This is a genomic window from Chelatococcus caeni, from assembly GCF_014196925.1.
GTDB classification, from domain to species: domain Bacteria; phylum Pseudomonadota; class Alphaproteobacteria; order Rhizobiales; family Beijerinckiaceae; genus Chelatococcus_A; species Chelatococcus_A caeni.
The window spans coordinates 654084-679982 of sequence record NZ_JACIEN010000002.1 but is presented as its reverse complement, the minus strand read 5'-3'; the positions used below and the strand labels follow the sequence as shown (position 1 = coordinate 679982).

Genomic DNA, 25899 nt, shown 5'->3' with positions numbered 1-25899 from the left:
CGTTTGCGAGGCGCTTCATATCCCATTAGATACGTGGCCCGGGGCAATTTTGGGCGGGAGGCTGGCATGGAGTTTATCTTTGCGTCTATTTGCTTTTTCGCTATTGCAGCGATAATTTGGAACTTGGCGGCCGCCGCTTTCTTCGGAGACAAGGAGAAGCGCAAGGCGCTAGCCGGATTCTTCTTAGTTATTGCAGCTATTGCCGTGTATGCTGGCATGGAATACGCCGACTATAATTCTCGCAGGGCAGGATTTATCGACAACAAAGACCGCATCGCTGCCGAGAAGGAGGGTTTTTCACGGGCTGATGAATGGCGCGCTTTCAACGAGGAAAAGCTCGCGAAACAAAAAGCCGATGAAGAGCAGAAGGTGGCGGCATGCCGATCTGATCTCGAATGCTGGAGCAAGAAAGCCGTACAGGTGGGGATATCCCTTTGTCTAAAGCGGGTCCAAACAATGGCCGAGTACGAATATGAGTGGCTTGGGGGGGTATTTGATCGGCTGTCGAGAGTTCGCTGGCAGGATAAAGAAAATGGCATTATCACGCTTATTGGAGACAAGATTGCGATGCGGGATGAATTCGGCTCGTGGGCGCGCAAGATGTATGAATGTGACGTCGACCCCGTTGCGGAACCCTATGATAAGAGGCTGCTAGAAGTCCGGATTTATTGAGCCCTCACGCGCAACTCAAATCTCGCGGCGCTCGCTGATCCCTGGCCATTCGAACAACTGAGCGATAAAGTGGCCCGTGGGCTCAACATGTTCTTTGCGGTGGGGGCGGAAGGGGAGCGGACGGTGGACCGTCGCGCCAGCGACGCGCCCAGCGGATCACGGCATCGCAGATCGTCATGCCGCACAGCCCGAGCAGGAAGCCCACCGAGCCCTCGACATCGCCGAAGGGGTACCCCCAGAGCTCAAGCCAGCGGCGGACGAAGTGTGCCGTCGCGGGCGTGCCGTAGCCGGCCGTGAGGCCGCCGACCACCGCCGACGAGATCCGGGCCGTCCAGGTGTAGGAGGGATTGATCAGGCCCCGCACGATGCCGCCGGCTACCCCCGACGCGAGGTGAACGACGTTGACGCCGAGGAACACCAGGTTGCCCGAAGGCGGCTGCAGATCCGGCATTACTGTCCCCTTGCCCCTTGCATCAGGCGCGCCCTGATGTCCTCGACCCACGCCCGGGCGCCGACGATCCGGCGGTTGGCGATCGTCAGCGCCGCTGTGGTTTCGGCGAGCTTCTGCCGGGCGTCGTCGCCTTCCCGGACGGGTGGATGCGGCACCGGCTGGAATAGGGCGCCGGCGGTCGCGGTCGACGGTATATCTCGCGATGCCGGCGCATTACCGGTTGCCGTGCACGCGGCGTACATCAGCGCCAGTGAGGCGGCAGCGATCATCCGGCCTCTTCGCCAGATCGGCGGCATAGGCATCGTTCTTCCCCCTGAGTTCGGCCTGCAGCCGGTCGAGATCGGCCGTCTCGACCGCGACGATCTCGGCCGCCCCCTTGGCAATGGCGAGGTCGATCCGCAGCGTGGCGACCTCCGACCGGAGATCGCGGACAGTTGCGCCGCGGCCGGCGACGTGGTGACCGTAGAGAAAGCCGGCGACGAGCCCGATCGCCGCCAGGCCGGCACGGGACGTCGCCGCCGACACGACGGCGGAGATCATGACCATTCCCCGGCGCGGTAGCTCTCGACCTCGTCTCGGAAGATGTGACGGCCGACGAGGAAGAGGATGGCGCCTCCGATCAGGAGCAGCAGGGGCCAGTTGCCGGCGAGCGACGCGAACAGATCGCGGAACGGCGCGAGCGCGCCCGTGAACGAGCCGACCATATCGCCGATGCCCGTCAGCCATCCGAGGAAGCCGCTGATGCCCCCGGCCGGCTCAAGGGCCGCGTCGGCCGCGCCGACGCCCGCTGCCGTGCCCCCGATCAGCTTCGTGGCCTGCGCCGCCTTCGCGGCTGCGCTCGGCGCCGTCTTGGCCTCCGCTCGCGCCGTCGAGACCTCCCGCGGCGCAGCACGTGCCAGCGCGGCCCACGTCGCCTCGTCGAGCTCGGTCGAGACCGGCAGCCCGTTGTCGGCCTTGAAGGCGAGCAGCGCACCGCGCGTGCGGCTGCCCCACTTGCCGTCGACCATGCCCACCTCGGCATAGCCGAGATCGCGCAACATCCCTTGCAGGCGCATGAGATCCGCCTTCGACGCCCGGGAGGCATCCTTGCCCCCCGACACCTTCGCCGGGGCGGCCATCACGCCGAACGCCGACTTGGCGCGCGCCAGATAGGTGCGGCGCGCAGCAAGGTTCGTGAGTGCGCCGTTGAGCGCGCGCGTGGTGCCCTCGATATCGTCCCGGTCGGCCGCCGCCGTCATCCGGGCGGCGAAGTACCGCGCCGCCACCTCGATCGCCGTTTCCGGATCTCGCGCCAGCTCGGGGTTGCCCTCGAGATCGATGCCGGCCGCGGCACCGAAGCGCCGGTAGTTGTCGCGGCCGGTGAGCATGTACGCTCCGCCGCCGCGATAGCGCCAGCCGTCGCCGGGCGCCGTGTTGCCGAGCCTCCGGCCATAGACCTTCTCGGCGAGCGCCTCCGGCTTGCGCACGAACGGCTTTGCCGCGGCGTCCGTTTTGAACCGGGACGGCCACACCTGCCGGATCCTCGCGGCCGAAGTGTAGTTGAGGTTCTCGACCAGGGCGCGGAACCCGTCGGTCTCTTCGGCCATGTGCGCCAGGAAGTGCGCCATGCGCAGCGGCGTCGTGATGCCCTGCGATGCGGCATGCGTGTTGATGGGCCCGACCAGCTTCGAGGCGAGCGGAGCCGGCCCGCCTGCGATGGCCCGCAGGTCGGCGACGGTGACGGTGCGCATGGGGTCTCCTTCAGAAGCTCATCATTTCACGCGCGGGAACAGGGCGGTGGACGCTGGCAGCGAGAACTACCGCGAGCGCGACCACCATGAGAAATGCGATGGTGCGGGATATGTCGATGATCCGTCTTGGGAAATTCACTCTGTCGAGCTACCTGTCGCCGTTCTACCCCCTCCCGATGGGTGCATCGGCGGAATTGTCCTCGCGGCCCAAAGCCGCTAATGAGCGCGCTGCAACATGCAGCCCAACGACGGCTCCTACCGTCAGAGAATGGTCGAATATGAGTGACCTAAGCCAAGACGCGCGGACGCGCAAAATGCCGAGCCAAGTCGAGATGGCAATCGACGACCTGAAGCGGGCCCTCAGCCTCACCTGGTTCTGGGTCTCGCTCGGCTGGCAGGATATCGTCCAGCGCTATCGGGGTTCGATGCTGGGTCCGTTCTGGCTCACAATCACGACTGGCGTGTTCATCGCCGGTCTCGGGCCGCTCTACGCCCGCCTCTTCTCGCTCGATATGGCGCACTATCTGCCCTACATGGCACTGGGTGTCACGACGTGGGGCTTCATCACGGGCACGATCAACGATAGTTGCAACGCGTTCGTGTCGGCGAGCCATGTCATGAAGCAGATGAAGGTTCCACGGCTCGCCATCGTCTTTCAGGTCATATGGCGCAGCATCATCGCCTTCATTCATAACCTTCCGATCTACGTGATCATCTTCTTGTGGTTCCAGATACCGTTGACCTGGGAGACGCTGCTCGTCATTCCCGGTTTCGTGATCGTATGCCTCAATCTCGTGTGGATGGGGGTGGTTGTCGCTATCCTGTGCGCCCGCTTCAGAGATATCGCCCCTATTATTGGCTCCATCCTGCAAATCGGGTTCTTCATCACGCCGGTCATGTGGAGCTATAAGCTTCAGAACGTCAGTCCGTGGATCGTGAACATCAATCCGTTCGCGGCGCTCATCGAACTCATCCGGGCCCCGCTGCTGGGCGAGGTCATTTCAGCTCCCCTCGTCCTGCTCGCCCTGGGGTGTCTTCCCGTGGGCTTCGCGGTAGCCGCGGCCTTATTCGTGCGGGCGCGCCGGCAGATTGTCTACTGGGTCTGAGGCATTAAGCATGGCCGAAATTCTGATCGAAGACCTCCATCTCAGCTTTCCGGTGCTCCACACTGGACATCGTTCACTCAAGAAAACCATCGTCTCCACGGCGACGGGAGGCGCTATCCAGCGAGACGCGAGAGCCCTTCCCATTGTGCACGCGCTGCAGGGCATCTCGATGCACATCCATCCTGGCGATCGTATCGCACTCATTGGCCCGAACGGTTCGGGCAAGTCGACGCTCCTGCGCGTCATGGCCGGCATTTATGAGCCGACCGCCGGCTATATCCGTACGGATGGCGAGATCGTCCCGCTGCTCGATCTAAATCTCGGCTTAAACGGCGACATGACCGGCCGAGAGAACATCCTGACCCGCGGCATGTACCTAGGCATTCCACCGAAGGATTTTGAGCGGTTCGCGCCTGAGATCGAGGAGTTCACCGAGCTCGGCCCATATCTCGACCTGCCGGTTCGCACCTATTCGTCGGGCATGCAGATGCGCCTGTCACTGGGGGTCGCAACCACCCTGGAACCGGACATCCTGCTCATGGACGAGTGGGTTCTCGCCGGAGACGCGAAGTTCCTATCGAAGGCGCGCGAGCGGATGTCGCGGTTCGTAGAAAAAGCTAGCATCCTCGTGGTCGCCTCACATTCCGAGGAGATCATCAAGACTTGGTGCAACAAGGCTGTCTACCTGAAAGCAGGGGTCATTCAGGCAATCGGCAGCGTTGACGATGTCATGCGTGAATACAAGAAAGCTGCATAGGTAAGAAGTATCGAATGTCATTTTTTGGGGGGGCTGACGCAATGATCCGGAACCTGATGTCTCGACTGCGCACAGGCACCAGCGGCGAGCCTCGATACAAGGTCGTGTCGTTCTTTACGGAGGACAACGAATACGCAGAACATGCGGCGCGGCTCCGGGAAACTCTCGACCGCTGGCAGGTTCCTTACGAAATCGCCCCATTACGAAGCTCAGGTGTATGGGAGGCCGACTGCGCCCGAAAGGCCAGGTTTATCCGGGACGCTTGGAACGCTTCCGGCGTTCCTATCGTATGGCTCGACGCCGACGCAACGGTCGAGACTTACCCAAAGCTCTTCAATACCATCGATGCCGACTTCGCCGTCCATCGTTGGAATGGCTGGCAATTCGGCAGCGGGACACTCTATTTCGGCAAGTCGCCGGCCGCTGGAGCGCTGCTCGATCAATGGGTCCTTCGATGCGAAGCGGATCCGATAACGTGGGATCAAACACATCTCCAGTCGGCGTGGTGCGACACGGCAGCGACTCACCGACTGCGCACGTATTGGCTACCGCGCTCATACCTCCAGATATTCGACGCTGAGCAGGAGGCGGATCCGGTTATCAAGCATTGGCAGGCCTCTCGCGGGCCCAAGACCGATGGAAGAGCGAGTAGCAAGCCGCAGTTCGAAATCACACCCGAGGGCATTGAGCAGCGAAAATCCGGCAAACCGTGGCGCAATTCGGAGGAGGCATTCTGGATCTCCCAGGGCACCGCTCACATCAAGCCGGAAATCGGCCACGACTTCCCAGAAGGCTTCGATATCCGCCGGGTCCTTGATAATGCGATAGGTGGCCACTCACCAGTTCTTGAGATTGGATGCGGAGTTGGTCGGATAGCATCGCTGTTCAAACCGGACGAATATCTCGGTGTCGAGATCAATCCAACGGCAGTAAATGTCGCAAGGTCGTTATTGCCAGCACACGACATTCGCATCTTCGACGAAGGATATGCGTACCCTCCCGCTCCTTGCGTGCTGTTCTATACAGTCCTCCTGCACATAAATGACGATGTACTGCCAGGCATTCTTCGGAAGGCTGCAGGAGGTCGGAAGCGCTTCATCATCGCCGAGATTATGGACGACCGCTGGCGTCGAGACGGCGATCCCCCGGTGTTCAACCGGAACCCTGAGAGCTACATCCTGGCGATGCAAGCTCTTGGGTTCCGTTTGGTCCACGCGGAGAAGGCCGCCTACGCTCGTTACGACGTCGAGCCTTGGAATGTGGGCAGGGACAGTCGGTTGACAGTCCTCGCCTTTGAGCCGAATTCGACGCCTTAGGGTCACAAACCAGATAGCGGTATTCTGGTCGCCCCGATCGTCTCCTTCGCGATCGAGTAGCTGACCCACAGGTCCGTGGCGCCGATGGCAAGCGAGGCGTAGGAGGCGCCGCCCCCCTTGTATTCGCCGGGATAAGTCGGCGTCGTCGGTACGCCTTGGCGGACATACCAGAGCGACTGCCGAACCCGATATTCCTCTTCGAACAGAGCCAGATAGAGGGGGTCTCGGTCCGAGTTGAGGTTGCCCGTCACGGCAATGCGGCCATCAGGCAACCTAATGCCGTAGGCGGTGCTCGGCGAGTTCGGCAGGTCGGTCTCGCGGATATCGCTCCACAAAAGGCCGCCGTCGGTCGAGTATTGCGCCCACAGGTTGTTGGTCGGAGCTGTGACGCGGCGCCACAGTCGCACAAGTGCGTAGCCGTCCCCTTTCGCGTCAACCGTTGTCGGCTCGGCGAACAGATCCCCAGCCTGCTGCGCCCACATCGTCCAGGACACCGTCGGTGATAGTCCTGGGGTCGTGCCGCCCCATTGGCCGTAAAGGATCGCCTGTTCAAGCAGCGGCGGTCCCAGCACCGGGTCGTAGTCGATGGCGGCAACCCCGCTGGCCGGCGTGTAGCTCTCCGTCGAGATGCGGAACAGCGGACCTACAGTGCCATCGTCCAGGCACTCCCGAGCGCCGAGAAGAATGCCCAACATCTGGTTCGGCGCGATGACCTGATCAACGGCCGAGATGACGTAGAGCTTTCCTTCATGCTTGGCGAAGCACCGCGGATAACTGATTCGTGTACCGGCGACATAGCTCGCACCGGTGCCAGAAAATGCCGACTGCGGCGGCATGACGAGGATGGGCGCGGAGAAGGATACCGTCCCCGTGGGGCTCTGCGCCACGACCGTCATCTGGCCGCCCGCATCCTCGTTCGTCCCGCTGCTGCTGTTGGCAACCCACACGCGGCCATTATGCTCTGCGACTGCGGTATGGTGGCGGTACCGATGGGAAGCCAGATCGCCCTGGGTCGGCGCCGCGCCGCTCGGTGCGCCGACGGTGTAGTTCGTGAGGCTTGGTGCTGGCGCCGACAACGTTCCGCTTTGAGGCTCGCTCTGAAGCGAGCTGGGCCCCTGACCGCCGGCCCACGTGATCACCTCGCCGGCTACTTCGGTCACCCGGAGCTGCGTTCCAAGCGCGCCGCCCCAGGTGGCAGAGGCGCTCGATCCGTTGAGGTAGACCGGCTCGTTGTTGTTGCCGGGCCCCACGTTTGCATAGACCGTGTGGACGCCAGCCGCTCCAGGGATCATTTCCCCGGCCGCTCGCAGAATTGCCGCGGAATTCGCCGGTGGCGTCAACCACGCGCCGGCTCGCGCGCTGGTCTCATTGTCCAGGAACAGCGTGACCGCTGGGTGCGTGGTGTTGGCGCCTCTCGCAACCACGCCCTCCCACTCGACCCACAGCCGGTTATTCGGTCGGCTGACTTCAAAGGACACGGCCTGCAATCGCAGTCCCTCGTCGAAGCGCGGCGGCGTTCCGTCGAGAGGTATTGATGGTGTGGTGATCGAGGTCCACGTTCGATAAGGTGTCGCGACATGGGTCCCAAGCGGTGTGCCAGGCCGCGGGCCGAGCGGGCCTCCCACCGCTACCTCATCAATCGCATCCTGAACGGTCTGCGCGTCGAGGCCGCTGTTGGCGTTCTCATACCCAATCTTCGTTGCAGAGATCCCAGCGTTCGGATCGACATGCTCGTCAAGCAGGAAATTCTTAGCCATCTTCGCCCGGCCATCCGCGTCGGCTGACAGGGCGCCATCGGCGAGACCTTCCACGGTTAGCTTGCCGAACGATCCGTTACCGAGAAGAGGCTTCTGCGCATCGCCAACGGCAGGCGCCGGGACAAGACCGATCGCCCCTCCCTCCCCGCTGTCCCCCTGGAAGACCGGCGGCTCTGTATTATCGACCTTGCTCCATGCTACACCGTCGGAAATTACCCAATCGCCCACTTCCCAATCGGTAATGCCGCTGATATCCGTCGCTCCGGCAACAGCGACGATGTAGTACCATCCCTTGTTCCCGGGGGCCGCTGCCGGAACCGCAGGGGAGTTTGTGCCCGCGTTCCACGTGCCCTGATACGAGACAGCGCCGAGCACCGTCTCTGGCAGCTGGTTGGTCGGTATCTTCCCGCCTTCGTCGAGGCCAGCATAGCCGTTCGGTTCGCCCTTTCTCGCCGCATTCTCGGGCGCATAACCAAGGGCAGAGACGATCCCGTCGGTGGAGTTCAGTGCGCTTATTTGGGCCTGCATCCCATCGTCGGCATTGGCGCGCGTCTGTTGCTCAACCGACAGCGCGGAGTTCGTGGCGGCCTGACCGGCATACAGGTCGCTGAAGTTCGCGTTTGCCTTAGAGAATGCCTCGCGCAGCGGATCTCCATCTCCAGAGTTCGGCGCGGTGCCAATGTTGATGACCTGCTGAGCCATTGCAAAAAGCCTCCTGCGTCCGGCAGCCCCTCGGCGCCGAACGGCTCGATTTCCAGAAGTGATGATAAGGATCCCGCTATTGCGGGCCCGGCCATGTCACGGACTGATACGCCGCCAATGCCTCGGAATCATCCAATGCAGCCTTGACCGCTTGCCGTGCAGCCATCCTGACACGCTCAATTCTGGCAGCCGCCTTCCGCCATGCGTCTTCTTTCGCGAGGACCGATTCGGCGATCTCCGTGATTGATTTTCCGTCAACGCCGAGGCTGGCTGCGAGCAATGGAAAGTCGGCGGCCTTTGGTCGGCTGGCGGTCAGCGCTTCCCGCGCTTGATCAAGCCTGGCCAGATAGACGAGCCCATGGCCAGTCCCCGGAACGATGAAGCGCTGGTACTCCCGTTCAGCATCCTCGTCGATCGCGGCCAGAAGTCGTTCCTTGGCCACACCGATGGTGGAATGTGGCCCGCCGGGCGGTGTGGGAGCGGGATGGTACTCGCCGTCGATGTAAACCATACCGACATCAACGACGTCTGGCGCCGCCAGCATTCCGGCATCCGGATGAAAGCAGTCCTGGATACCGAACCCGTCGGGGACCGGGGCGACCTCGACGACGATGCCCCCCTGCAAACGCACTGCCTTCATACTACCACTCCACAATCACGAGGCCCGGAGAACCAGGCGCCGGTGTATTGCCATTGGCGGATCCACCGCCGCCTCCGCCAGGGGAATTCGACTGGCCACCAACGGAGGTTCCAAACCAGGTTCCCGAGCCCCCGAATGGTGCCGCCCCGCCTGCTCCGCCCAACCGATCGTTGTTGCCTCCACCCGAGTTGCCCGGTGATCCAGACAAGTTGATTGCACCTCCCGTGCCTGTGCCCCCCAAGCCGCGCGTCCCGAGATTCCCGAAGCCGCCCAGGCCACCGTCGCCGCCACTCGCGGAGCAGAACGCACCGAACGACGATGTCCCTCCAGCACCTCCGTTACCACCTGCCGCCCCCCCGCCGCCGCCGACTGTGACCGGTATCGACTGCCCCGGGGTGACGGCGAAGAAGCCCTCGGCGTAGCCGCCCCCGCCGCCACCACCGCCGGCCCAGCCAGCATTGGAACCACCCCCCCCGCCTCCGCCGCCCCAAACGCGTGCGCGCATGCGGAATACGTTTGGGGGAACGATGATAGATCCGGTCGAAGTGAAGATCTGGGCGCCTCTCGGAATGGCACCAAGCGTCGAGATGTCCATCGGCGAGAAAACCCGTCGGAACCGAAAGACCTGACCTGCATCCAAAACCACCTCAATGAGTTCGGAGGCACCCCAGTCACCGGCTGCAATCTCGCTGTCTCGAGGATAGCGAACGGGACGAGCGCCTAGGGCATTCACGTTGAGGGTCGCGGGGCCCGTGGAAGCCAGTGGAACGACAATCCGCAGAGGCGTTCCGATGATGGCGGAATAATCCGTGGGCGCCGGGTCGAGCGACAATGTCATCGCCGTGGCCGTTCCGCCAGCTACGATGTAGTTGAGGCTCTGGCTACGGATTGCAGCCTCGAAGATGGCCAGCTTTTGCGCCATATCGCCGTCATCTAACACGTCCTGGCCAGTCAGATCGGCCATGAATTGCCCGATCATCGCAGCCATGAATGCGGCCTGGCGCCACGTCTTGTTCAACTGAGGGGACTGGGCGATGCCCGCCTGAAAGCCCGTCTGGCGCGCCTGAAGGGCAGCCCAGCTCGCCTGGTCGAGCACGTTCGCGCCCGCCCCCGTGCCGAACGGCAGGAAGTCATTCGTTGCCATCGATGATGGTCCCTATGGGTCAGGAGGTGAAATGCTCCGGCGGGACGCCCCACGCGCCCTTGTCAAAGCCGCCGATGTATTCGTTCTCGATATCGAAGCCGAAGAGCGGCGCGTAGTTGACCGACGTGATCAGGTAATTGACGCGAACGCCTTCAGGCTTCAGCGGGATGTAGCCCTGGCTCAGGATGGCAAGGAACAGAATGGACGGGACCTTGCCGGACACGCCGATGGTCATGGACATGTCGTAGTTGTCGATGACGGACAGGTATGTCGATCCATCGGTGAAGATCGTGTCGAGCGCCTCCTTGATCGTCTCGTTGGTGCCGTCCCACTGGTTCGCGATGATCTTGGCGCGCAGCAGGATCCGGTAGGTGTCGTCGTCGAGCCGGTTGATGCCGGTTTCGCTGTCGTACGGCCCCTTCCAGATACCCTCGTCAAAACCCCTCCCCTCGGTGTCGAACGAGAAGTAGAGCCCGGGGATCGGCGTCTCGATGAAGCGGGACCGCCCGATCCACTCGCCGACGACGTCGAGTTGCGCCCCTATGGCCTGGTCGAGGTCGAAATCCTCGGGAAGGTCGGCCGTGAAGTCGGCGACGTCGACCATGACCTGGGCGACCGCCCGGACCGTCGCGACGAATTTCGGCTTGCCGCGGTGCCAGGAGGTGATGCGGCCGAGGTATTCCTCGACGTTCTCGGCCGGTGCAGGCGGTGCCGGCGCCACGTCCGCGGTGACGACCGTGCTGTCCGCCGTGAGCACGAAGCTCGCAGCGGTCGTGTCGAAGTCAGCCATGGGACGCTCACGGGGCGATGGAGACAGTGACGTCGGCGATGTCGCAATGCGACGCTTCGTCGAAGGCGAGCGTGATATCAGGCGTTCCCGGGCCGCCGGGCGACGACAGGTCGAGCGACACGAGGCGGAACGCATCCTTGCCGGCGATGCTCTTGATCGCCTCGATGACCTCGCCCCATTCGACGACGCGGGCCTCGCCGCCACCGATCTCGACGGCGTTGATATAGTCGACGGCCGCCTGCTTGATGCTCTCCTCGACGCCGGTCGTGTAGCCGGCGAGCGGCTTGAGCACGATGGCGACGCTGATGTCGACCTGCACCGGCCGGGAGAACCTGACGTCGTGGGTCACGCCATAGGCGTCGATCACGGTGACCGTGGTCGATCCGAAGGTCCCGGCACCCGGCGTCTTCTTGCGTGCGATCGTCTCGGCGATCGTCTGGGCATCGCCGCCCTCGACCACAAACGCGATCGAGTGCGACGGGATGCCGTTCACGTCCGTGATGTCGGTGTCGTTCTCGTAGACCCGGTACCGGTTGACGCCGCTGATCGACGCCACGGCGCCGACGATGCCCTCGAGGACGGTGCGCGAGGGCAGTGCGGTCGAGACGGCCTGCCGGCGCCTGAGCGCCGCATCACGCTCGACCGGCGCGCCCGGGACCGCATCGCTCGGATTGGTCACGGACTGCCACCCGCGCGTCGGCGTGGCGATGGTCGTGATGGTGTCCGGTGCGGCCTTCATGTCGCCGGGCTGCGCCGCGATCGCGGTGACCGTGATCTCGCCCGCCGGCGGAATGGTGACATTGACGGGGAGAAGCCAGCGGTTGCCGGCATCGTCGGCCGCGGCGCCGTTGCTGATCGTCGTGCCGGCGACGCCGACGATCCTGAGATCGACTGTCGACGATGTGGCGACGTTCCGCCTGAGGCCGTTGATCTTGACGACGCGCGACAGTCCGACGCCCTGCGCCGAGGAGGGCGAGAAGGCGTTGTAGACCGACACCGACATGCTGTTGGCATCGTGCAGGGCGAGCGCGAAGAGCGCGAGGAGCTGGCCGTCCTGGCTGTCGTTCTCGAGGTAGACGTCCTGGCCGTAGATGCCGCGGTATTCCGCCTTGAAGTAGTCGAGGCACGCCTGATAGGTCGGGGCATGGATGCCATTCTCGTCGATCGTGCAAACCGGCGTCGCCATCAGATCGGCCCCTGAACCGTGGTGCGGCCGTAGATCGTGTCGATCTCGGCCTGTCCGAAGAACTTGCGGGTGTTGCGATCGAGGTCGCTGAAGTAGCTCACGACCTCGGTTACGCCCTCGGTGCCGAGGATGCGGGCCCGGATCACGGGATCGCGCGTCGATCCGGTGTACTTGCCGAGCACCCTGGTCTTCCACGGCGTCCCGTCCGTGGTGTCGAGAAACCATTCGCCGTACTGCATCTGCAGCCGGGTCCACACCGCCTGTGCCGGCGCCTCGGGCACGTCGCGCCAGAAATCGGCCTGCTGGCGGCCGAAGACATAGTCGCCGTTCTCGTCGAGCTTGCGATAGCGCACCCCTTTGCCTCCTATTGATCCGGCGGACCCGACAGGCCTGCGCCCGGCTCGACGTTGGTATGGACGTGGTTCAGGAGGCTGACGCCGCCGGCACCGCCGGCGATGACGTCGCCCTCGACGACCAGCGTCCCCTTGATGGTCGCCGTGCCCGAGCCGCCGTTGATCTCCATCTCCAGGCCGTTCCCGGCGCTGATGCCGACCTTCTGCGGCGTCGTCAGGCCAATGCCGTTCGACGGGTGCAGGTCGATGTTCGTCTGGCCATCGTCGCTTCTGATCTGCGTCGATTCGGCACTGACGTTGCTCAGCTTGCGCGGCTGCGACCGGAACCCGACGAAGGCCATGGCGTCGCTCAGATCATGCATCCGGGCGCTGGTCTGCTGCTGTTCGCCGCCGGACTGATGCCAGCTGTCGATCGGCCGCGACGAGATGACGGCGAGCGCCTCGTCGCCCTCCTTGATCGGGAAGGTCATGGTCACGCCGCCGCCGCCGGGGAAGTGCAGCGGCACGTCCTGCAGGACCGGCAGGCTGACCCATTCCTGGGAGCCGTCGGGCTTGCGCACCGCCGCCTTGACTGTCGGCTGAAGGACGCAGGTCTGGTTCGCGAGGTCGACGCTGACGACGGTGCACGGCAGCGCGGTCCACATCGCGGCCTGGCGTCCGTCGAGCGCCGCCTGCAAGCCCTCGTCGAGGTCGCCGATGCGTTCGCGAAGGTCCATCAGCTTTGCTCCGGGTCGAGTGCGATGCCTCGCTGGGCGAGGCCGAGCGGCAGCGGCCCTTGGCCGTCGGCGCGGATGCAGGTGAGGTCGGAATACCAGGGCTGGCCGCGCGTATCGCCGATGTGGTCGACCGCGAGCACCTTGTAGAGCCCGTCGTCGGCCGTGGACGGGATCATGGCGTTGTGCACCTCGGCCGTGAACGACGGATTGAACCGGGCCTCCTGCACGCTCGCCTGATCGATCTTCACCCGCTTGCCGGGCACGATCTGCGGATTGAGCAAACAGCGCACGAGGATGCCGTCGATGGTCTGCACGGGCAGGCCGATCATACCGGTCCGCGAGTTCAGCACGATGGCCTCACCCGGCGCGGCCTCGCGGTTCGGCACGATCTGCAGCCGATCGTTCTGGATCGACCAGCTCATGTTCGTCGCGAAGCAGACGCGCCGCAGCACGTCGCGCGCCATGCCGAAGAGGCTGGCCGCCCGCGGCATCTTCTGCGAGCCGAGATCCGCGATATGGCCGACCTGCACCCCGTAGGGCTTCATCGCCTGGATGCACGTCTCGACCTGATCGCGGAAGGTGTGTCCGGCCGCGAGGGTCTTGTTCACAACGGCGTAGTTGTAGGCGCGGTCGGCATTCGCAGCGAGGATGGCGAGGTATGTGTCGACCGGGTTCTCGCGTCCCTTGCGGATCTGCTTCACCTCCCCGCGGAAGATGAGGCCGAAGTTCTCCCGATAGCCCGCCTCGAGCGAGACGGTGGTGAACTCCTTCTTGATGCGGTTCGCGGTCTCGTCCGACAGGTTGTAGATGATGATGTCGGAATGCGCCGGCGTCTGGAGCTCCCAGTGCCGCACCACGAACTTGATGCGCATCTGGGAGACGTCGATCTCCTGCGAGTTGCTGCCGACCTTGAGCCGGATCTCGCGTAGCCACTGCTTCGCCATCAGTCCTCGACCGTGAAGAAGAGATGAGCCTCGGTGCCGAGGTTATGGAAGGTCGGCGCCGCGTCGAGGTCGCCGTCCGTCGCAACCGTGAGCGCGCCGGCAAACCCCATGTAGCCGTATTGCTCGAGGAGGTCGGCGCCGGTCACGAGCGGGATGCCGGCGATCATCGTGTTCCCGTCGACGTCCGCAATGTCGAGGATCCATCCCGCCTCGGGCGCGTCACGATAGGTCAGCGTCAGCTGATACTCGGTATCGCCGAGCGTGATCAGGAACCGCTGCGGCATGGGCGACAGCGGCACTTCGAAGGTCGTTGCCATGAGGTCGGCATCCTCGTGTAAGGGCCGGTCGGATCTGGTAGGATGCGCGGCATGGGAGCCGACACATGCTGATTTCCCTTCTCGTCCTGATCCTGCTCGCGATCCTCTTCCCGGGGTTCATGCGGGTCGTCTTCGGCCTGATCGGCCTCGGCATCCTGTACATCCTGGTGCAGATGCCGTCGGCGGGCGCCGAGACGTGGGACGAGAGCATCAGGCGCCTGTGCACCTCCACCCAGCAGGAGGCATGCTGGGTGAAGTCCGGGGCTCCGGTCTGCGACCGTGACCAGGTCGTGTGCAGATCGGTCCCGGACCACGCGCCCGCTAAGATCCTGGGCAAGGACGGCAAGCGCTGGCAGGTCCAGACCGCCTACGGCAGCGGCTGGGTCAACGAACGCCTCATGATGATCGACGGCAGCAAGTAGGCGAGCGCTACAGGCCACCCGGCGCGTACTGGGCCTGCGCGAGCTGCTTTTGGCCCGTGTTCGCCGTAGCTGCCGTCTTCTGGGGCGAGGCCTGCGCGCTCTGAGGCGCTCCCGAGGTCGTCTGCGTATCGGCGATGATCACCTCGCGCAGCCGTGCCGTGACCATCAGCACGAACTCGGTATGCTCGTCCGTCGTGACCGACAGCGAGCCCAGGAGCATGTTCTCGTAGGCCCGCTTGCCGGTGTAGACGTCGAACGGCTCGCGCACCGCCTGGAGCGCCAGCAGCGTCTCGTAGACCTCCTGGACATAGCCCTCGGCGCGGGCCGTGCTGTTCGACCAGCCGCAACGCATCTCGATCTCGGACGGCCGCTTGAAGGCATGGTCCGAGATCGCGGCGCCCCGCTCGACCGGGTGATCGGTAATGATCAAGTCGTCGCGGTGCACCTCCTGCACCACGACGTGGGGCATGATCGGTCCGATCGCCCGGCCGTTGCGGATCAGCAGGGCGAAGGCCTCGTCGAGAATGCTCATCGGAATGCCCCCTGCGCATTGCGGAGCAGCGTCGAGTTGACGCCCTGCTGCTGGCCGGCCACCTGCTGCGCCGTCGCGGCCGGATCAGAGGAGCCGAGCACGTTGATCTCGGTCCGCTGGTGCAGGTTGACGTTCGACGATCCGCCGGCCACGTCGGGCGGCATCAGCATGGTGCGGCCACCCCCCATCTGCCATGGCGAGCGCCCCCCGATGGCGAACCGGCCGGGATCGAATGCCGGCGGCGCGGTCCACCCATGGGCCAGTTCCGACCATCCCTCTGCGATGGCGGCGCGCTTCCTCGATTCTCCGGCGATGTCCGCCGGGCGCTCGTAGAGCCTCGTCACGATCGCAGCCGCCTCGCCGGCCGACTTGACGCCCTGCAGCGCCCGCCAGGTCGCCCGCTCCTGCCCTTCCGTCATCTCCCAGTAGGCCGCCTTGAGCTGGTCGGCATGCGAGGCCGTCGAGATGTCGATGCCAGTGCCGGCGAGGATCTTGGCGCGCCGGTCGGGGTGATGCTGGAAGATGCCGTGTGCCCGGCCGCCATCACCGCGGGCGTTCGGATTGAAGCCGCTCTCGGCCTGCTCGTTGGCAACGAGCCCGAGGGCCGCTTCGTGGCTGAGGCCCTTCGAACGCCAGAAGAGATAGCTCTCTTTGGCATAGGCCCGCTTCTGCTCGCTGGTCGGCGGAGCGGTCTTGCCGCCGCCCCCGAGCCAGGTCGGCATGTTCCGGCTCCACCAGCCGCGCAAGTCGTTGATGTTGCCGAGGCCTTCCTTCTGGTAGCTCTCCCACGCCTGCCCGGGCGTGATGCCGGTGACCGCGGTGGCACCCTCGGAAGCGATATAGGCGCCAGCCCCGACGATGCCGAGGCGCAGGAGAAGCGCGTTCCACCCGAGCCCGACCGCGCTGAAGGCGCCGAGCACCCGCATGAGCCACTTCGTGGTCAGGTAGATCGCGAAGGCCTCGAATGCGACCTGCAGGCCATTCTGGCCGGTGATCGATTCGGCGAGCCTGTCGAAGGCCTGCCAGACCGGCTTGATGCCCTCGACGAGCGCGCCGAAGGCATTCGTCAGCGAGCGGATCGATTCGAGGATCGTGTGGAGCGCATTCTTGATCGTGTCCTCGTTCTGGAGGAACCACTCCTTCAGGTCCCGCATGTAGCGGGTGATGGTCGGCTGGAGCTCGATGAGGATCTTGTCGGCGACGACGATGATCGCCGTCTCCAGTGACCGGAACTCCCGCATCAGCTCCTTGGCCGATTCGGCAGCCTGCTTGTTGTCGAGGCCGACGCGCTCGGCCATGCGCTTGTATTCGTCGGCGAACTTGCCGGTGCCCTCGATCAGGGCGCGCAGCGTGCCCTCGTCGATGCCGAGCGCCTGGGCGTACTGGTTCGCGATGTAATAGGGCTGCCGGGAGAAGACCTTGCCGAGGTCCTGCAGCACATCGACCGTGTCGCGCAGGCGGCCGTTCTGCTCGGTCGCGACGCCAAGGCTGCGGATCAGGGAACCGAAGCCGGGGTTGGTGCGCAGGGCGCGTCCGAAGTTCTCGATCGAGGAGCGGGCACCCTCATAGGTGCCGCCCATCTGCGACACGGCATAGGACAGGGCCCGGATGTTCTCGACCGAGGCGCCGGTGCGCTGCGAGGCGTAGTAGAGGTCGTCGAACTTGCGCGCGATGGCGACGACCGATGCCGAGATGCCGGACACGGCGCTCGACAGCGCCGCGCCGAGGGCAAGCACATGCTTCGTGGCAGCGGCAACGCTGGCGTTGAACTTGCGTTCGGAGCTCGCGTCGACCTTGTAACCCAGGCCGACAAGAAACTCCTTGATCGTCTTGCTGTCAGCCACGGTTCATCGCCTCTCGGCCTTGCATCGCCTCTTGGGCTCGATAGGCATTCTCGTCCTGCACATCGATCGCCTCGTTCATGAGGGCGAGGTCGCACAGGTCGAGCGTGCCGTCCTTCAGGCTTTCGAACCGGCAAAGCCCCCGCATGACCGGCCGCATGAGCCAGTCGAGGTCGTCGGCGAGTGCTATGGGCTCGAAATTCAGAGCGGGCCCCTGCCGCTCGATCCCAGCGGCAGGTCGGGAAAAAAATCGCCGAGGGCCTCCTGGATCACGCGCATGGTGATCTCGAGCATGGCGAGGAGGTCGATATCCTCGAACATCGGGCCCTTGGCGCCCTTGCTCCATACCGGCGCCCAGCTGCCGCCCTCCTGCCGGCGGTCGCAGGCGCCGAGGCAGGTCGCGAAGATGAAGTTGCAGTGGTCATCGGGCAGGTTGGCAATGGCCTGCGCCACCGGCCCGAGCGCGTCGAGGCCGGTCGCGCTCTGTAGCGACGACAGGTCTCCGAGGTGATTGATGATGGGCGCGAGCCGGCGCATGACATGGAATTGCTCCATGGCCGGCAGGCGCCGCGTCTTGTAGGTGTGCCCCCTGACGGTGAATTCGCTCATCGCTCAGCTCTTCAGAGGATTTCGGGGGTGCCGACGCCGAGGATCTCGTCGATCATGCCGGCGTTGAAGGACCACTCGACCACGCCGCCCTCCTTGGCGTAGGTCAGGTCGGGCTGGCGCCGGAAGGCGCACTGCCGGCAGGTCGCGACGTCGCCGCGGACCGGATCGCGCACCACGATCGTGTTGTTGCCCCAGTTGGCGCTCGACTGCTGCTGGAAGTTGTAGAGGTCCTGCAGCCGGGCATTGGTCGGGCTCGTCTTGAGGAGGCGCACCGTCACCGTGCCGCCCTTGCCGGCGTGCAGCGAATGCATCACCGAACCGTCGGCGCCGATGGTCATGGTGTCCTTGTCCTCGACCATCGAGATGCTGATGCCCTCCTCCGAGGCGCCGGCCCCGTTGCCCAGGTTGAAACCGCCGCCCGGGCCGGTGATGGCGGCGGTCACGTTCGCAAAGCTGTAGGTCGCCATGGATCACCTCCGATCAGCGGTTGACGTTGATGGTGACGTCCGAGAAGTGCACCGCGCCGGCCATCTTGACGGCGCTCTGGACCGGCACCGACTTGCGCGCCTCGCGGTCGGCCTGGGCCTGGGTCGCAACGGGAGGCGCGTAGACGTAGTAGCCCTTCGTCAGCGTGTCGCCGCGCTTCAGCTGCCCGAAGCCGCCCGCATTCCAGACGCCCGGCGCGACAAGGCCGTTCGTCACGCCCTGTCCGAGCGCATTCTCGATCGTCGTGACGATCTCGTTGGTGCCCTCGTCGGTCTGCGGGATCTTCGTCGTCGACGTGTAGAGCAGGTTCCAGACGGCGGTCTGGACATAGTTCTCCAGCCAGTCGAGACCGTGCACCTCGTCGAAGAAGAAGCCGTTCGCCATCACGCCTTCCTGGATGATGGCGGTGTCGTTGTCGTAGTTGACGAAGACGTTTCCGTTCTTCGCCCGCAGGGTCGCGGCCTGCGTCTCGGTCAGCGTCTCCGCCGCAACGCCGGGCTCCTGCTTGAACTTCATCGTGATCGTGCTGCGGCTGGCGTTGAAGTTCACCGTGGCCGCGCGGCCGAAGAAGCTGGCGACCGCATAAGGGTCCGCCGAATACTGCCAGAAGACCTGGCTGTAATTCCCCTGCTTGAGGAGATAGCCGAGATCGCTGGTCGACAGCGGATCGAGCACCGTCGAGGACGTGATCGTGATGCCGAGGAGCCGCTTGCGCTGCGAACCCTGGATGTAGTCGGCAGCCGCGAGGACCTGCTGAATATCCGGAAGCGTCGGCACCGCGATGATGGCGGCGTACCAGTCGCTGTTGTGGTCGGCGAGAATGTGCAGCCCGTCGACCAGCGTCTCGGCCGCGATGCCGTCGACCGGGGCCGAGGCCGTGCCATTGGTCAGCTTGAGCATCCCCGACACGTCCGTGCCGGATCCGGCCGGCTCCGCGTAGCTGACCGTCGAGGTCGCGCCCGCCGAGCTGCTCTCCACCGTGAAGCGGGACGATGCGGCATCCCAGGTCATCGTCGCATCGGCGAGCGCCGTCGTGATGATCGCGGCGACGCCGTTGAGGTTCGTCGTTGCGCTGAAGTCGAGCGCCGAGAGGGTCTTCTCGACCCCGTCGATGCTGATCTTCATCGAGCCGTTGGCAATGGCTGTCCAGTTCGCCATGTCCTGCTCGGCGGCCTGCAGCACGCCGCCGCGGATCAGGCCCGAGGTCGCGGTCTGCGCCCACCGGCCGATGTAGACCAGCGACGGCTGCGGGATCTGCCCGAAGAAGCGCGCCGCGGCCCGGTATTCCGGCGCCGTGGTGCCGAAGTCCCCGGCGACGCCGGCCAGGTTGGCGTACTGGCGGATGCGCTCGGCCACGTCGATCACGTCGGACGAGCCGACGAGGAGGCCCGCACCGAAGTTGCGCGTCGGCGCGGCCAGGGGCGACATGACAATGTTCACATTGACGACGCCGCTGACGGAAAGACCCGATGCCATGGCCTAGTTCTCCACGGTGAAGGATTGCGAAAGCCCGTTGTCGGCGATGAACTCGCCCTGGGCCGAAAGCAGGTTGCGGACCGGGTAGACGCGCGTGACCTGGCGCCTCACCTGGATCGTGAAGTCGGATCGCTTGATCCATTGCTGGTTGGCGAATTCGGGCGCCGCGATGAGCGGCCCGACGCCGACAAAGCCCATGTCCGCGTGGAACAGGGGCTCGCGGTTCTGCGCGATGCTCAGCCCGTCGCGGGCCATGCCGGCATAGTGCTGCCGGTTCGGCCCGTAGAAGCTCGCGAGGATGTCGAGCACCTCGTGACGCTGGAGCTGGTCGACGCCCTCTCCGCCGGCGCCATCCGGGACGTGCCCGACATAGGCGTTGTCGTCCGGCGTCACATTGACGATGCCGATGGCGCACCAGTCCGCATCGGCGGGCGGCTGCTTGGGCGGCTTGGGCTGCCAGCGTGGCCGCACCATGGGCCCGGGCAGTCCGGTCAGGCCGACGATAAGGCCCTGGAAGAAATCATCGAGCGCATCGTCCTGCAGCGGCTGGGGCGCAGGAGGCCCATCGGGGACCAGATAGCCCCCGGTTGAGCTGTCGTTTGCCATGTGAAGGATGCCTCAGCCGGACAGGGGCTTCAGGTCGCAGACGACCTCGACGAAGCCGGCCCCGTAGGTGGAGTAGTCGTTCACCGCCGCGACGGTGTAGCGCCGGCCCTGCCACTCGACCTCGTCGGCCGTGGTGCCGTCCGCGTTGCCGTCGGTGAGCCGAAAGGTGGTGCAGATGAGGATCGAGCCCGTGATGCGCTCGCCCTCGGCGATCCGCTCGAGGATGTCGCCGCGATCCGAGGTGACGACACCGGAGAAGGGCGTAGCTGTCGTCTGGAGTGTCGAGCGCCCCCTGTCGTCGACGGTCTCGACGGACCGGAAGCACACGAGCGTGTTGTCGACGAAGTCCGGGTCGGACAGCACGTCCGAGACGTCGAGCAGCGGCATGTCACTTTCCCTTCGGCCGGATTACATAGGTGATGGCCCGCCGGTACTGCCCCGTGTCGATCAGGGGCTTTTCCCCGGTGCGGCCGCGCGCACGGCGCTTCGCCAACGTCTTCGGCGATAGCGGCTCGAATGGACCATCCGTGATCTTGCGTTGCACGGATGCCTGCGCAGTCAGGCCGACCGCGTGCATCGCCTGGTCGGCCGCTCTTGGCTTGCCGTCGATCGCCGCCTTGGCGCCGGCGCGCAGCCGCTTCGTGATCGGATCGAGCGCATCCTCTACGCCCGGCACCAGGTGCGCCCGGGCTGGGATGTTCGCAGCGGGAGAACCGAATTCCATGAGGTAGCCGATCTCAGCATTCGAGATCGGCACGCTCTCGCCCTCATCGGGCTTGCGCCCGGCATTTGCGTCCGGGATGCCGACGAGGACCTCTTTGTGGGTCAACTCGCGGACCTGCTTGAGCACCTCGGCGACGGTGTCCTTCGTGATCGTGACGCTCATAGCTGGATGCCCCCGGCGCCGAACATCATCACGAGGTCGATGAAGCGCGTTCCATAGGTGGTCAGGTTCCAATGGCCCGCGCCGGCCACGATGCCGGCATTCACGTCGTAGGAGACCGACACCTTGTCGACGGTCTTGCTCGACGTCGCGCCGCTCGACTGGCCCGGAATGCCGCCCGCGGCGGCCGTCCGCTGCGCCTGCGCCTCGAGCACGAGGTTGTGCGCGGCGAAGAGGGCGAGGGCATAGTCGAGGACGTCGCCCCACCGGCAGGCGTTCAGCAGCTTCTCGCCGAGCCCGAGCCAGAAGGTGATCTGGGCATCGGGATAGGTGGTTTCGCTGCTGAACTCCGGAAAGGTCTGCCGGAAGGTGGCGACGTCCATGGCCCTCGCCTCTCTGTCTCGATGCCGGCCGGTGTCAGGCCTTCTGGCCGGCCTCGATGGCTGCACGCAGGCGGTCGATGCCCCAGCGCTTGTCGACCTGGACACCGAGCTCGGCCGCCTTGGCAAGAAGCGCGGCCTTCTCGTCCGCCTCGGTGCTGGCACCTTCCGCCTTGGCCTCATCCTTCTGCTCGCCCGCGGCAGGCGGTTCGGATGAGGCTTCCGGCTCGGTCGCATGCTCGAGGATCGCTTCGAGCTCGTCGACACGGGCCAGCGCCTCGTCGCGCTGAGCGACGGCGGCGGCCATTTCCTCGGTCGCCTTCGCAAGGTCGGCGATGAGCTCGTCGACCTTGCTGCGCAGATCGTCAGTCGCGGCGTCGGCCTCGGCCGGCTGCTCCTGATCATCGTCCTTGGTGTGCAGCTTGGTGTACCAGTGCGAGGCAACTGCCTCGCTCACCCGATGCACGCCAACGGGGAAATGCTCACGCTGGTTGATGTCCAGCGTGAGCGTGAAGGGAGTGTGAACGCGGATCTCCGGCATGGATCACAGCCCGTCGCGGTAGCCGATCGTCTCCGGATAGACGAACTCGACGACGCCGAGGCGCCCGAAGTAGGTCGTCATCTGCCAGATCGACCGGTACTCCAGCGGGGTGCGCTGGAGCGGCGTCATGGGGAAGCGGACGCGCCGGATGTCCTTGGTATAGGCCACCATGCGGTCCACCGTGCCGAGCTGCCCCGGGGTGCCACCCACGCCGCGGCCGATGAGCCACTTGAGCGGGTAGATCTCGAGGTTGACGCCCTTCTGGCGGGAGATGTTGTTCTCCAGGATGTACTTCAGGATCGACACGTTGCCGGCCTCGGAGACCTTCACCGTGGCGATGTAGCCGTACTGCGCCGGCGGCAGCAGCAGACGGTTCGGCGTGACCGCCCAGGCCGAGGCCTGCCAGACAGAGGTCAGCAGCTCGTTGACGTCGCCGAGGATCTCGTCGGGCGTCTTCGTCGTCCATCCAGGCGTGCCGCCGGCGCCGTTGGCGACGTTGCTGACGTTCGTGACCTTGCCGCCGATGTTGGCATTGACGAGGCCGTTGTAGCCCAGCACCTCGTCGCCGACGTAGACCATCTCGTCGGTGTCCATCTGGTGCTTGAGCTGCATGCCCTCGTACTTCTGGGCATCGACCGGCCGGCCGAGCTTCATGGCGCTCTCGAGCTCGGGGATCGTGTAGGAAATCTCCTGGCCCCATAGGGTGAGCGGCTGGGCCGTCTTGCCGATATCGAGCTGCATGGCCGAGATCGAGTTGCTGTCGCTACCGATCCAGGCCTTGCCGTTCGGGTTGACGCCGCCAGCGGCCGCGAAGGACGAGTTCGTGAAGCTCGACACCTCGTCGGCGATCGAGACGTCTTCGCGCAGGTCGATATCGCGACCCCACGTGACGTCGACGAGCGGCTCGTAGAGGTTCTGGTCGAGACGTTCCAGTTCGCCGATGAGAAACGCGCCGGTCGAGTCGATGGTGCGCTGGTCGAAGGTCAGCATCCCATCCCGGGTGCGGGCGCGGATGATGGCCGGCTTGGCCAGTGCGAACATGCCCGGCACGACCTTGCGGCCGAGCATGGCGCCGGCGGCGATGCCGACAGGCGAGAGGGCGCCGAGGCCTGCCGCCACGGCCTGCGCTGCGCCGGCATCCGCATAGGCGCCGGTCGCGCTGAAGAGCGCCGCGATGGTGAGCACCGCGAGCGCGAGGACATTCCAGTTCCTCATTGGTCTATACCTTTCGTATTGTCGGGATGGGCCGATCGGCTCCCGCTCGGGTGATCAGAGGTTGTACGCGATCTCGGTGATCCCGTTGGCGTCCGCCGCGCCGGTGAAGTAGGCGTTCGTGACCTGGACCGTGTTCGCTCCATCCGCCGCAGCCTCGAAGCCGCCGATGGGCTGCTGCGCGGTGGCACTCCCGACGCGGATATAGACGGCGCCGTTCTTGGCTGCCGCGGTCGCGCCGCGCAGCTGCACGCTGACATAGCCGCGCTTCAGGACGTCGCCGATGCCAGCAGTCGGCGGGGTGGACACGCCAAGGCCATCGGTGCCACTGCCCGTAGTCGGGAACGGCCGCACGTTGATGCCGTAGAGGCTGGCCGCGGTCTCACCGCCGGCGTAGCGCTGGATCTTGCCGCCCACGACCTTGACCGGGACGCCATAGGAGGTCGGCGGGGCGGCGCTGTCGATGACATTGGGCTCGACGCTCGCCTGGTCGGGGCGCGTGATCGTGCCGGGGATGCCTGCCGGCATCCGGAAAGCGAATGCAACCATGTTTCAGATCCTTCTGGATGCTGCGGGGATGAGGTGAGGCTTACTTCCGGCTTCCCCAGAACTCCCGGTTCCTGCGGTTGATCTCGGCGAGCGGCGTGATCGCCACCTTGCTCTGGTCGCGGGTCGCGATGTCGAGACCGCGGCGGCCGTTGTTGAAGGTCTTCACGGCCTCCGACCCGGCGATGAATGCCACGCCGACCGCGTCGCAGGTCATCCGCGTGACCTCGCTCACGCCGATGGCCTGACGCACGATCTTGCCCCGGACTTCATCGGCGAGCGCCTTGCCGAGCGCCTTGCGGCGCATGGCGCACATGTTGTCGCGCATCTTCTTGCGCGGCATCGCGGCGTCATAGGTGGCGAGCTTGATGCCCGGCGAGAGGATCTCAGCCCGGGCAATGAGGTCCTGGAACTCATCCTTGAGGCCGGCGCTGTCCGAGGTGCGGGCCGCCTCGCCGAGCGGATCGTCGCCGCCGATCTCGTCCTCGTCGTCTGTCCGGGTGCCCTCCTCTTCCTCCTCGCCGTCCTCCGTCTTCGCCTCCTCTTCCTCGCCTTCCTCGTCGGCGGTTGCGGTCTGGGAGAGCTTGCCGACGGCTTCGGCGAGGGTGGCGATGGAAGCCTCGATGCGGGCGAAGCGCTCCTCGTAGGGATCGGGCTCGCCCTCGTCCTGCGCTCCCTCCTGGCCGAGCTTCTCTTCGCCCTTGGGCGCCACCTCGATCACTAGGCGATGGGTCTGGCCCTCGCCTTCCTCGTGCTCGTCCATGGTGTCCGGGGCGCTCTCGAGCGCCTCGTTCAGAAGGTCCTCGTCCTTGTACTTGAAGGCGCGGAGCACGCGGTCCTTCCAGCTCCTCTTCTTGGTCATGTCCTTGTCTCCGATCGAGCATCTCGGGCCGCAACGCCCGTCCTTCACCAGCGCAACGTGGTTGCCGATGATGTTGCGTTGCCGTCCTCGTCCAGGCTCGACTTGCTCGTAGTCGGCGTCGTAGCCGCAGGACACCTCGCGCATGCCATCGCGGACAGCGGCGATGGCCGAGGCTTTCGTGATCAGGAGGTCGGCGACGATGCAGTCGGCCATGTCGCCTTCACCGCGCCGCGGATCCATCACGACGCCGGCGGACAATTCGTCCCAGTTGTCCGGTGTGACATCCTCGTCGGGATGGTCGAGGGTGACGGGCTTGCCCGCGAAACTGGCGATCGTGTCCGGAGCGAACAGGTCGTCGGCATCGCGATAGATCCGGATAATGCCGTCCCGGCCGGCTTCGACGGGGACCTCTTTCGCCCGGTAGAGCATTTCGCCGGTGCGCGCGATCGGCACGCGACGGCACAGCAGGAAGCCCTCGGGGGTGAGCTCGCGCGTCTCCCCGATCTTCTCGGACGTATAGAACTTCATGGCTGTGCCGATCAGGATGTTGCGAGGATGCCGGCATCCCGCAGGGCTGCGAGCAGATCGTTGAAGTCCTGCTGGGTCGGCGCATCGGACAGGTCGGCGATGGGCGCCATCTGCCTGACGCCGCCGGCATCGGTCTGGGTTGCGGCCGGGATCTGCGACGCCGGCATCTGGCCGCCTTCGTCGAGCGGACCGGCCGGATCGCCGATGCCGCCGAACCCGAACTGCTCGGCGTCCAGCTTGCCTTCCTCATCGAGCGTCGCCACGCCGTTCGGGGCGCCCTTTTCGCTCTGCGGAATACCGGCCGCTGGCGCCCCGGCGCCGGAGATGGACCGGCCGACGATGAGTTCCGCCACTGCCAATCGGCCCTTCGGTGCATAGTCGGACATGCCGCGTC

32 protein-coding genes are annotated in these 25899 nt (G+C 65.1%); 5 read left to right on the top strand and 27 right to left on the bottom strand.

The window, feature by feature from the left end; translation table 11 throughout:
* The first annotated feature begins 66 nt into the window (after positions 1 to 66).
* A complete protein-coding gene (locus GGR16_RS12015) occupies positions 67 to 672 on the top strand; it encodes a hypothetical protein (protein WP_183316757.1) in 606 nt (201 codons plus the stop codon).
* Between the two features lie 82 nt (positions 673 to 754).
* On the opposite strand, the gene GGR16_RS12010 is transcribed toward GGR16_RS12015, so the two are convergent.
* From GGR16_RS12010 to GGR16_RS12000, 3 genes are all read right to left on the bottom strand, one after another.
* Complete coding sequence (locus GGR16_RS12010) at positions 755 to 1123, bottom strand: hypothetical protein (RefSeq protein WP_183316756.1); 369 nt, start codon at positions 1121 to 1123, stop codon at positions 755 to 757.
* A gap of 213 nt (positions 1124 to 1336) precedes the next feature.
* Positions 1337 to 1663, bottom strand: a complete 327-nt coding sequence (locus GGR16_RS12005) for a hypothetical protein (protein ID WP_183316755.1) — start codon at positions 1661 to 1663, stop codon at positions 1337 to 1339.
* Positions 1660 to 2853, bottom strand: coding sequence for a peptidoglycan-binding protein (locus tag GGR16_RS12000; RefSeq protein ID WP_183316754.1), 1194 nt, complete (start codon positions 2851 to 2853; stop codon positions 1660 to 1662). Before GGR16_RS12000 ends, GGR16_RS12005 begins: the two co-directional genes overlap by 4 nt.
* Before the next feature lie 86 nt (positions 2854 to 2939).
* Between GGR16_RS12000 and GGR16_RS11995 the strand changes: the two genes are divergently transcribed.
* From GGR16_RS11995 to GGR16_RS11985, 3 genes are read left to right on the top strand one after another with little or no spacing between them, the layout of a single operon-like run.
* Entirely contained in the window at positions 2940 to 3959 is a 1020-nt protein-coding gene (locus GGR16_RS11995) for an ABC transporter permease (protein ID WP_183316753.1), read from the top strand.
* 10 nt (positions 3960 to 3969) lie between these two features.
* Positions 3970 to 4716 (top strand): ABC transporter ATP-binding protein, encoded by a 747-nt coding sequence (locus GGR16_RS11990; RefSeq protein ID WP_183316752.1) that lies wholly within the window; start codon positions 3970 to 3972, stop codon positions 4714 to 4716.
* 41 nt (positions 4717 to 4757) lie between these two features.
* Positions 4758 to 6032 (top strand): class I SAM-dependent methyltransferase, encoded by a 1275-nt coding sequence (locus GGR16_RS11985; RefSeq protein WP_183316751.1) that lies wholly within the window; start codon positions 4758 to 4760, stop codon positions 6030 to 6032.
* 2 nt (positions 6033 to 6034) lie between these two features.
* Here GGR16_RS11985 and GGR16_RS11980 read toward each other — a convergent pair whose 3' ends face one another.
* The 9 genes from GGR16_RS11980 to GGR16_RS11940 form a co-directional block, all read right to left on the bottom strand.
* A complete protein-coding gene (locus GGR16_RS11980) occupies positions 6035 to 8491 on the bottom strand; it encodes an exo-alpha-sialidase (RefSeq protein WP_183316750.1) in 2457 nt (818 codons plus the stop codon).
* 76 nt (positions 8492 to 8567) lie between these two features.
* Complete coding sequence (locus GGR16_RS11975; RefSeq protein ID WP_183316749.1) at positions 8568 to 9131, bottom strand: hypothetical protein; 564 nt, start codon at positions 9129 to 9131, stop codon at positions 8568 to 8570.
* 1 nt (position 9132) lies between these two features.
* On the bottom strand, positions 9133 to 10275 hold the full coding sequence (locus GGR16_RS11970; protein WP_183316748.1) for a glycine-rich domain-containing protein: 1143 nt from the start codon (positions 10273 to 10275) through the stop codon (positions 9133 to 9135).
* Positions 10276 to 10294: 19 nt separating this feature from the next.
* Positions 10295 to 11065 (bottom strand): DUF2612 domain-containing protein, encoded by a 771-nt coding sequence (locus GGR16_RS11965; RefSeq protein WP_183316747.1) that lies wholly within the window; start codon positions 11063 to 11065, stop codon positions 10295 to 10297.
* Positions 11066 to 11072: 7 nt separating this feature from the next.
* Entirely contained in the window at positions 11073 to 12251 is a 1179-nt protein-coding gene (locus GGR16_RS11960) for a baseplate J/gp47 family protein (protein ID WP_183316746.1), read from the bottom strand.
* Positions 12251 to 12604, bottom strand: a complete 354-nt coding sequence (locus GGR16_RS11955; protein ID WP_183316745.1) for a contractile injection system sheath initiator — start codon at positions 12602 to 12604, stop codon at positions 12251 to 12253. The genes GGR16_RS11960 and GGR16_RS11955 overlap by 1 nt, the downstream gene beginning before the upstream one ends.
* An 11-nt stretch (positions 12605 to 12615) precedes the next feature.
* Positions 12616 to 13320: a Gp138 family membrane-puncturing spike protein gene (locus GGR16_RS11950; RefSeq protein WP_183316744.1), complete on the bottom strand. Its 705-nt coding sequence runs from the start codon at positions 13318 to 13320 to the stop codon at positions 12616 to 12618.
* On the bottom strand, positions 13320 to 14264 hold the full coding sequence (locus GGR16_RS11945) for a phage protein (protein WP_183316743.1): 945 nt from the start codon (positions 14262 to 14264) through the stop codon (positions 13320 to 13322). Before GGR16_RS11945 ends, GGR16_RS11950 begins: the two co-directional genes overlap by 1 nt.
* Complete coding sequence (locus GGR16_RS11940) at positions 14264 to 14581, bottom strand: phage baseplate plug family protein (RefSeq protein ID WP_183316742.1); 318 nt, start codon at positions 14579 to 14581, stop codon at positions 14264 to 14266. The genes GGR16_RS11945 and GGR16_RS11940 overlap by 1 nt, the downstream gene beginning before the upstream one ends.
* A 65-nt stretch (positions 14582 to 14646) precedes the next feature.
* Here GGR16_RS11940 and GGR16_RS11935 point away from each other — a divergent pair, with 65 nt between their 5' ends.
* Positions 14647 to 15003 (top strand): hypothetical protein, encoded by a 357-nt coding sequence (locus GGR16_RS11935; RefSeq protein WP_183316741.1) that lies wholly within the window; start codon positions 14647 to 14649, stop codon positions 15001 to 15003.
* 7 nt (positions 15004 to 15010) lie between these two features.
* Here GGR16_RS11935 and GGR16_RS11930 read toward each other — a convergent pair whose 3' ends face one another.
* Genes GGR16_RS11930 through GGR16_RS11860 form a run of 15 tightly spaced genes read right to left on the bottom strand, consistent with a single transcriptional unit; the run spans position 15011 to position 25891 of the window.
* Positions 15011 to 15535, bottom strand: coding sequence for a phage baseplate protein (locus tag GGR16_RS11930; RefSeq protein ID WP_210289521.1), 525 nt, complete (start codon positions 15533 to 15535; stop codon positions 15011 to 15013).
* Positions 15532 to 17379 (bottom strand): phage tail tip lysozyme, encoded by a 1848-nt coding sequence (locus GGR16_RS26525; RefSeq protein WP_183316740.1) that lies wholly within the window; start codon positions 17377 to 17379, stop codon positions 15532 to 15534. Before GGR16_RS26525 ends, GGR16_RS11930 begins: the two co-directional genes overlap by 4 nt.
* Complete coding sequence (locus tag GGR16_RS11920) at positions 17372 to 17536, bottom strand: DUF6889 family protein (RefSeq protein ID WP_183316739.1); 165 nt, start codon at positions 17534 to 17536, stop codon at positions 17372 to 17374. The genes GGR16_RS26525 and GGR16_RS11920 overlap by 8 nt, the downstream gene beginning before the upstream one ends.
* Before the next feature lie 41 nt (positions 17537 to 17577).
* A complete protein-coding gene (locus GGR16_RS11915) occupies positions 17578 to 17985 on the bottom strand; it encodes a phage tail assembly chaperone (protein ID WP_183316738.1) in 408 nt (135 codons plus the stop codon).
* Positions 17986 to 17996: 11 nt separating this feature from the next.
* Positions 17997 to 18452 (bottom strand): DUF3277 family protein, encoded by a 456-nt coding sequence (locus tag GGR16_RS11910; RefSeq protein WP_183316737.1) that lies wholly within the window; start codon positions 18450 to 18452, stop codon positions 17997 to 17999.
* 13 nt (positions 18453 to 18465) lie between these two features.
* Positions 18466 to 19947 carry a DUF3383 domain-containing protein gene (locus GGR16_RS11905; RefSeq protein ID WP_183316736.1) on the bottom strand — a complete coding sequence of 494 codons (1482 nt, stop codon included), beginning with the start codon at positions 19945 to 19947 and terminating at the stop codon, positions 18466 to 18468.
* 3 nt (positions 19948 to 19950) lie between these two features.
* Positions 19951 to 20553, bottom strand: coding sequence for a phage neck terminator protein (locus tag GGR16_RS11900; RefSeq protein ID WP_183316735.1), 603 nt, complete (start codon positions 20551 to 20553; stop codon positions 19951 to 19953).
* Positions 20554 to 20565: 12 nt separating this feature from the next.
* Positions 20566 to 20940 (bottom strand): head-tail adaptor protein, encoded by a 375-nt coding sequence (locus GGR16_RS11895; RefSeq protein WP_183316734.1) that lies wholly within the window; start codon positions 20938 to 20940, stop codon positions 20566 to 20568.
* Position 20941: 1 nt separating this feature from the next.
* A complete protein-coding gene (locus tag GGR16_RS11890; RefSeq protein WP_183316733.1) occupies positions 20942 to 21439 on the bottom strand; it encodes a phage virion morphogenesis protein in 498 nt (165 codons plus the stop codon).
* The gene (locus GGR16_RS11885; RefSeq protein ID WP_183316732.1) at positions 21436 to 21819 is read right to left on the bottom strand and encodes a DUF4054 domain-containing protein; all 384 of its coding nucleotides are present in this window, start codon (positions 21817 to 21819) and stop codon (positions 21436 to 21438) included. The genes GGR16_RS11890 and GGR16_RS11885 overlap by 4 nt, the downstream gene beginning before the upstream one ends.
* A gap of 34 nt (positions 21820 to 21853) precedes the next feature.
* Complete coding sequence (locus tag GGR16_RS11880) at positions 21854 to 22357, bottom strand: STY1053 family phage-associated protein (RefSeq protein WP_183316731.1); 504 nt, start codon at positions 22355 to 22357, stop codon at positions 21854 to 21856.
* Between the two features lie 3 nt (positions 22358 to 22360).
* Complete coding sequence (locus GGR16_RS11875) at positions 22361 to 23572, bottom strand: DUF2184 domain-containing protein (RefSeq protein ID WP_246372998.1); 1212 nt, start codon at positions 23570 to 23572, stop codon at positions 22361 to 22363.
* A 54-nt stretch (positions 23573 to 23626) separates the two neighbouring features.
* Positions 23627 to 24118 (bottom strand): structural cement protein Gp24, encoded by a 492-nt coding sequence (locus tag GGR16_RS11870; protein ID WP_183316730.1) that lies wholly within the window; start codon positions 24116 to 24118, stop codon positions 23627 to 23629.
* Between the two features lie 40 nt (positions 24119 to 24158).
* Entirely contained in the window at positions 24159 to 25505 is a 1347-nt protein-coding gene (locus tag GGR16_RS11865; protein WP_183316729.1) for a DUF2213 domain-containing protein, read from the bottom strand.
* An 11-nt stretch (positions 25506 to 25516) separates the two neighbouring features.
* Entirely contained in the window at positions 25517 to 25891 is a 375-nt protein-coding gene (locus GGR16_RS11860; RefSeq protein ID WP_210289520.1) for a head fiber protein, read from the bottom strand.
* Between the last annotated feature and the right edge of the window lie 8 nt (positions 25892 to 25899).

Excerpts from the sequence above, each read along its gene's own strand:
- GGR16_RS12015 (WP_183316757.1), top strand. The coding sequence starts at position 67 with ATGGAGTTTATCTTTGCGTCTATTTGCTTTTTCGCTATTGCAGCGATA.
- GGR16_RS12010 (WP_183316756.1), bottom strand. The coding sequence starts at position 1,123 with ATGCCGGATCTGCAGCCGCCTTCGGGCAACCTGGTGTTCCTCGGCGTC.
- GGR16_RS12005 (WP_183316755.1), bottom strand. The coding sequence starts at position 1,663 with ATGATCTCCGCCGTCGTGTCGGCGGCGACGTCCCGTGCCGGCCTGGCG.
- GGR16_RS12000 (WP_183316754.1), bottom strand. The coding sequence starts at position 2,853 with ATGCGCACCGTCACCGTCGCCGACCTGCGGGCCATCGCAGGCGGGCCG.
- GGR16_RS11995 (WP_183316753.1), top strand. The coding sequence starts at position 2,940 with ATGAGAAATGCGATGGTGCGGGATATGTCGATGATCCGTCTTGGGAAA.
- GGR16_RS11990 (WP_183316752.1), top strand. The coding sequence starts at position 3,970 with ATGGCCGAAATTCTGATCGAAGACCTCCATCTCAGCTTTCCGGTGCTC.
- GGR16_RS11985 (WP_183316751.1), top strand. The coding sequence starts at position 4,758 with ATGATCCGGAACCTGATGTCTCGACTGCGCACAGGCACCAGCGGCGAG.
- GGR16_RS11980 (WP_183316750.1), bottom strand. The coding sequence starts at position 8,491 with ATGGCTCAGCAGGTCATCAACATTGGCACCGCGCCGAACTCTGGAGAT.
- GGR16_RS11975 (WP_183316749.1), bottom strand. The coding sequence starts at position 9,131 with ATGAAGGCAGTGCGTTTGCAGGGGGGCATCGTCGTCGAGGTCGCCCCG.
- GGR16_RS11970 (WP_183316748.1), bottom strand. The coding sequence starts at position 10,275 with ATGGCAACGAATGACTTCCTGCCGTTCGGCACGGGGGCGGGCGCGAAC.
- GGR16_RS11965 (WP_183316747.1), bottom strand. The coding sequence starts at position 11,065 with ATGGCTGACTTCGACACGACCGCTGCGAGCTTCGTGCTCACGGCGGAC.
- GGR16_RS11960 (WP_183316746.1), bottom strand. The coding sequence starts at position 12,251 with ATGGCGACGCCGGTTTGCACGATCGACGAGAATGGCATCCATGCCCCG.
- GGR16_RS11950 (WP_183316744.1), bottom strand. The coding sequence starts at position 13,320 with ATGGACCTTCGCGAACGCATCGGCGACCTCGACGAGGGCTTGCAGGCG.
- GGR16_RS11945 (WP_183316743.1), bottom strand. The coding sequence starts at position 14,264 with ATGGCGAAGCAGTGGCTACGCGAGATCCGGCTCAAGGTCGGCAGCAAC.
- GGR16_RS11940 (WP_183316742.1), bottom strand. The coding sequence starts at position 14,581 with ATGGCAACGACCTTCGAAGTGCCGCTGTCGCCCATGCCGCAGCGGTTC.
- GGR16_RS11935 (WP_183316741.1), top strand. The coding sequence starts at position 14,647 with ATGCTGATTTCCCTTCTCGTCCTGATCCTGCTCGCGATCCTCTTCCCG.
- GGR16_RS11930 (WP_210289521.1), bottom strand. The coding sequence starts at position 15,535 with ATGAGCATTCTCGACGAGGCCTTCGCCCTGCTGATCCGCAACGGCCGG.
- GGR16_RS11920 (WP_183316739.1), bottom strand. The coding sequence starts at position 17,536 with ATGCGGCCGGTCATGCGGGGGCTTTGCCGGTTCGAAAGCCTGAAGGAC.
- GGR16_RS11915 (WP_183316738.1), bottom strand. The coding sequence starts at position 17,985 with ATGAGCGAATTCACCGTCAGGGGGCACACCTACAAGACGCGGCGCCTG.
- GGR16_RS11910 (WP_183316737.1), bottom strand. The coding sequence starts at position 18,452 with ATGGCGACCTACAGCTTTGCGAACGTGACCGCCGCCATCACCGGCCCG.
- GGR16_RS11905 (WP_183316736.1), bottom strand. The coding sequence starts at position 19,947 with ATGGCATCGGGTCTTTCCGTCAGCGGCGTCGTCAATGTGAACATTGTC.
- GGR16_RS11900 (WP_183316735.1), bottom strand. The coding sequence starts at position 20,553 with ATGGCAAACGACAGCTCAACCGGGGGCTATCTGGTCCCCGATGGGCCT.
- GGR16_RS11895 (WP_183316734.1), bottom strand. The coding sequence starts at position 20,940 with ATGCCGCTGCTCGACGTCTCGGACGTGCTGTCCGACCCGGACTTCGTC.
- GGR16_RS11890 (WP_183316733.1), bottom strand. The coding sequence starts at position 21,439 with ATGAGCGTCACGATCACGAAGGACACCGTCGCCGAGGTGCTCAAGCAG.
- GGR16_RS11885 (WP_183316732.1), bottom strand. The coding sequence starts at position 21,819 with ATGGACGTCGCCACCTTCCGGCAGACCTTTCCGGAGTTCAGCAGCGAA.
- GGR16_RS11880 (WP_183316731.1), bottom strand. The coding sequence starts at position 22,357 with ATGCCGGAGATCCGCGTTCACACTCCCTTCACGCTCACGCTGGACATC.
- GGR16_RS11875 (WP_246372998.1), bottom strand. The coding sequence starts at position 23,572 with ATGAGGAACTGGAATGTCCTCGCGCTCGCGGTGCTCACCATCGCGGCG.
- GGR16_RS11870 (WP_183316730.1), bottom strand. The coding sequence starts at position 24,118 with ATGGTTGCATTCGCTTTCCGGATGCCGGCAGGCATCCCCGGCACGATC.
- GGR16_RS11865 (WP_183316729.1), bottom strand. The coding sequence starts at position 25,505 with ATGAAGTTCTATACGTCCGAGAAGATCGGGGAGACGCGCGAGCTCACC.
- GGR16_RS11860 (WP_210289520.1), bottom strand. The coding sequence starts at position 25,891 with ATGTCCGACTATGCACCGAAGGGCCGATTGGCAGTGGCGGAACTCATC.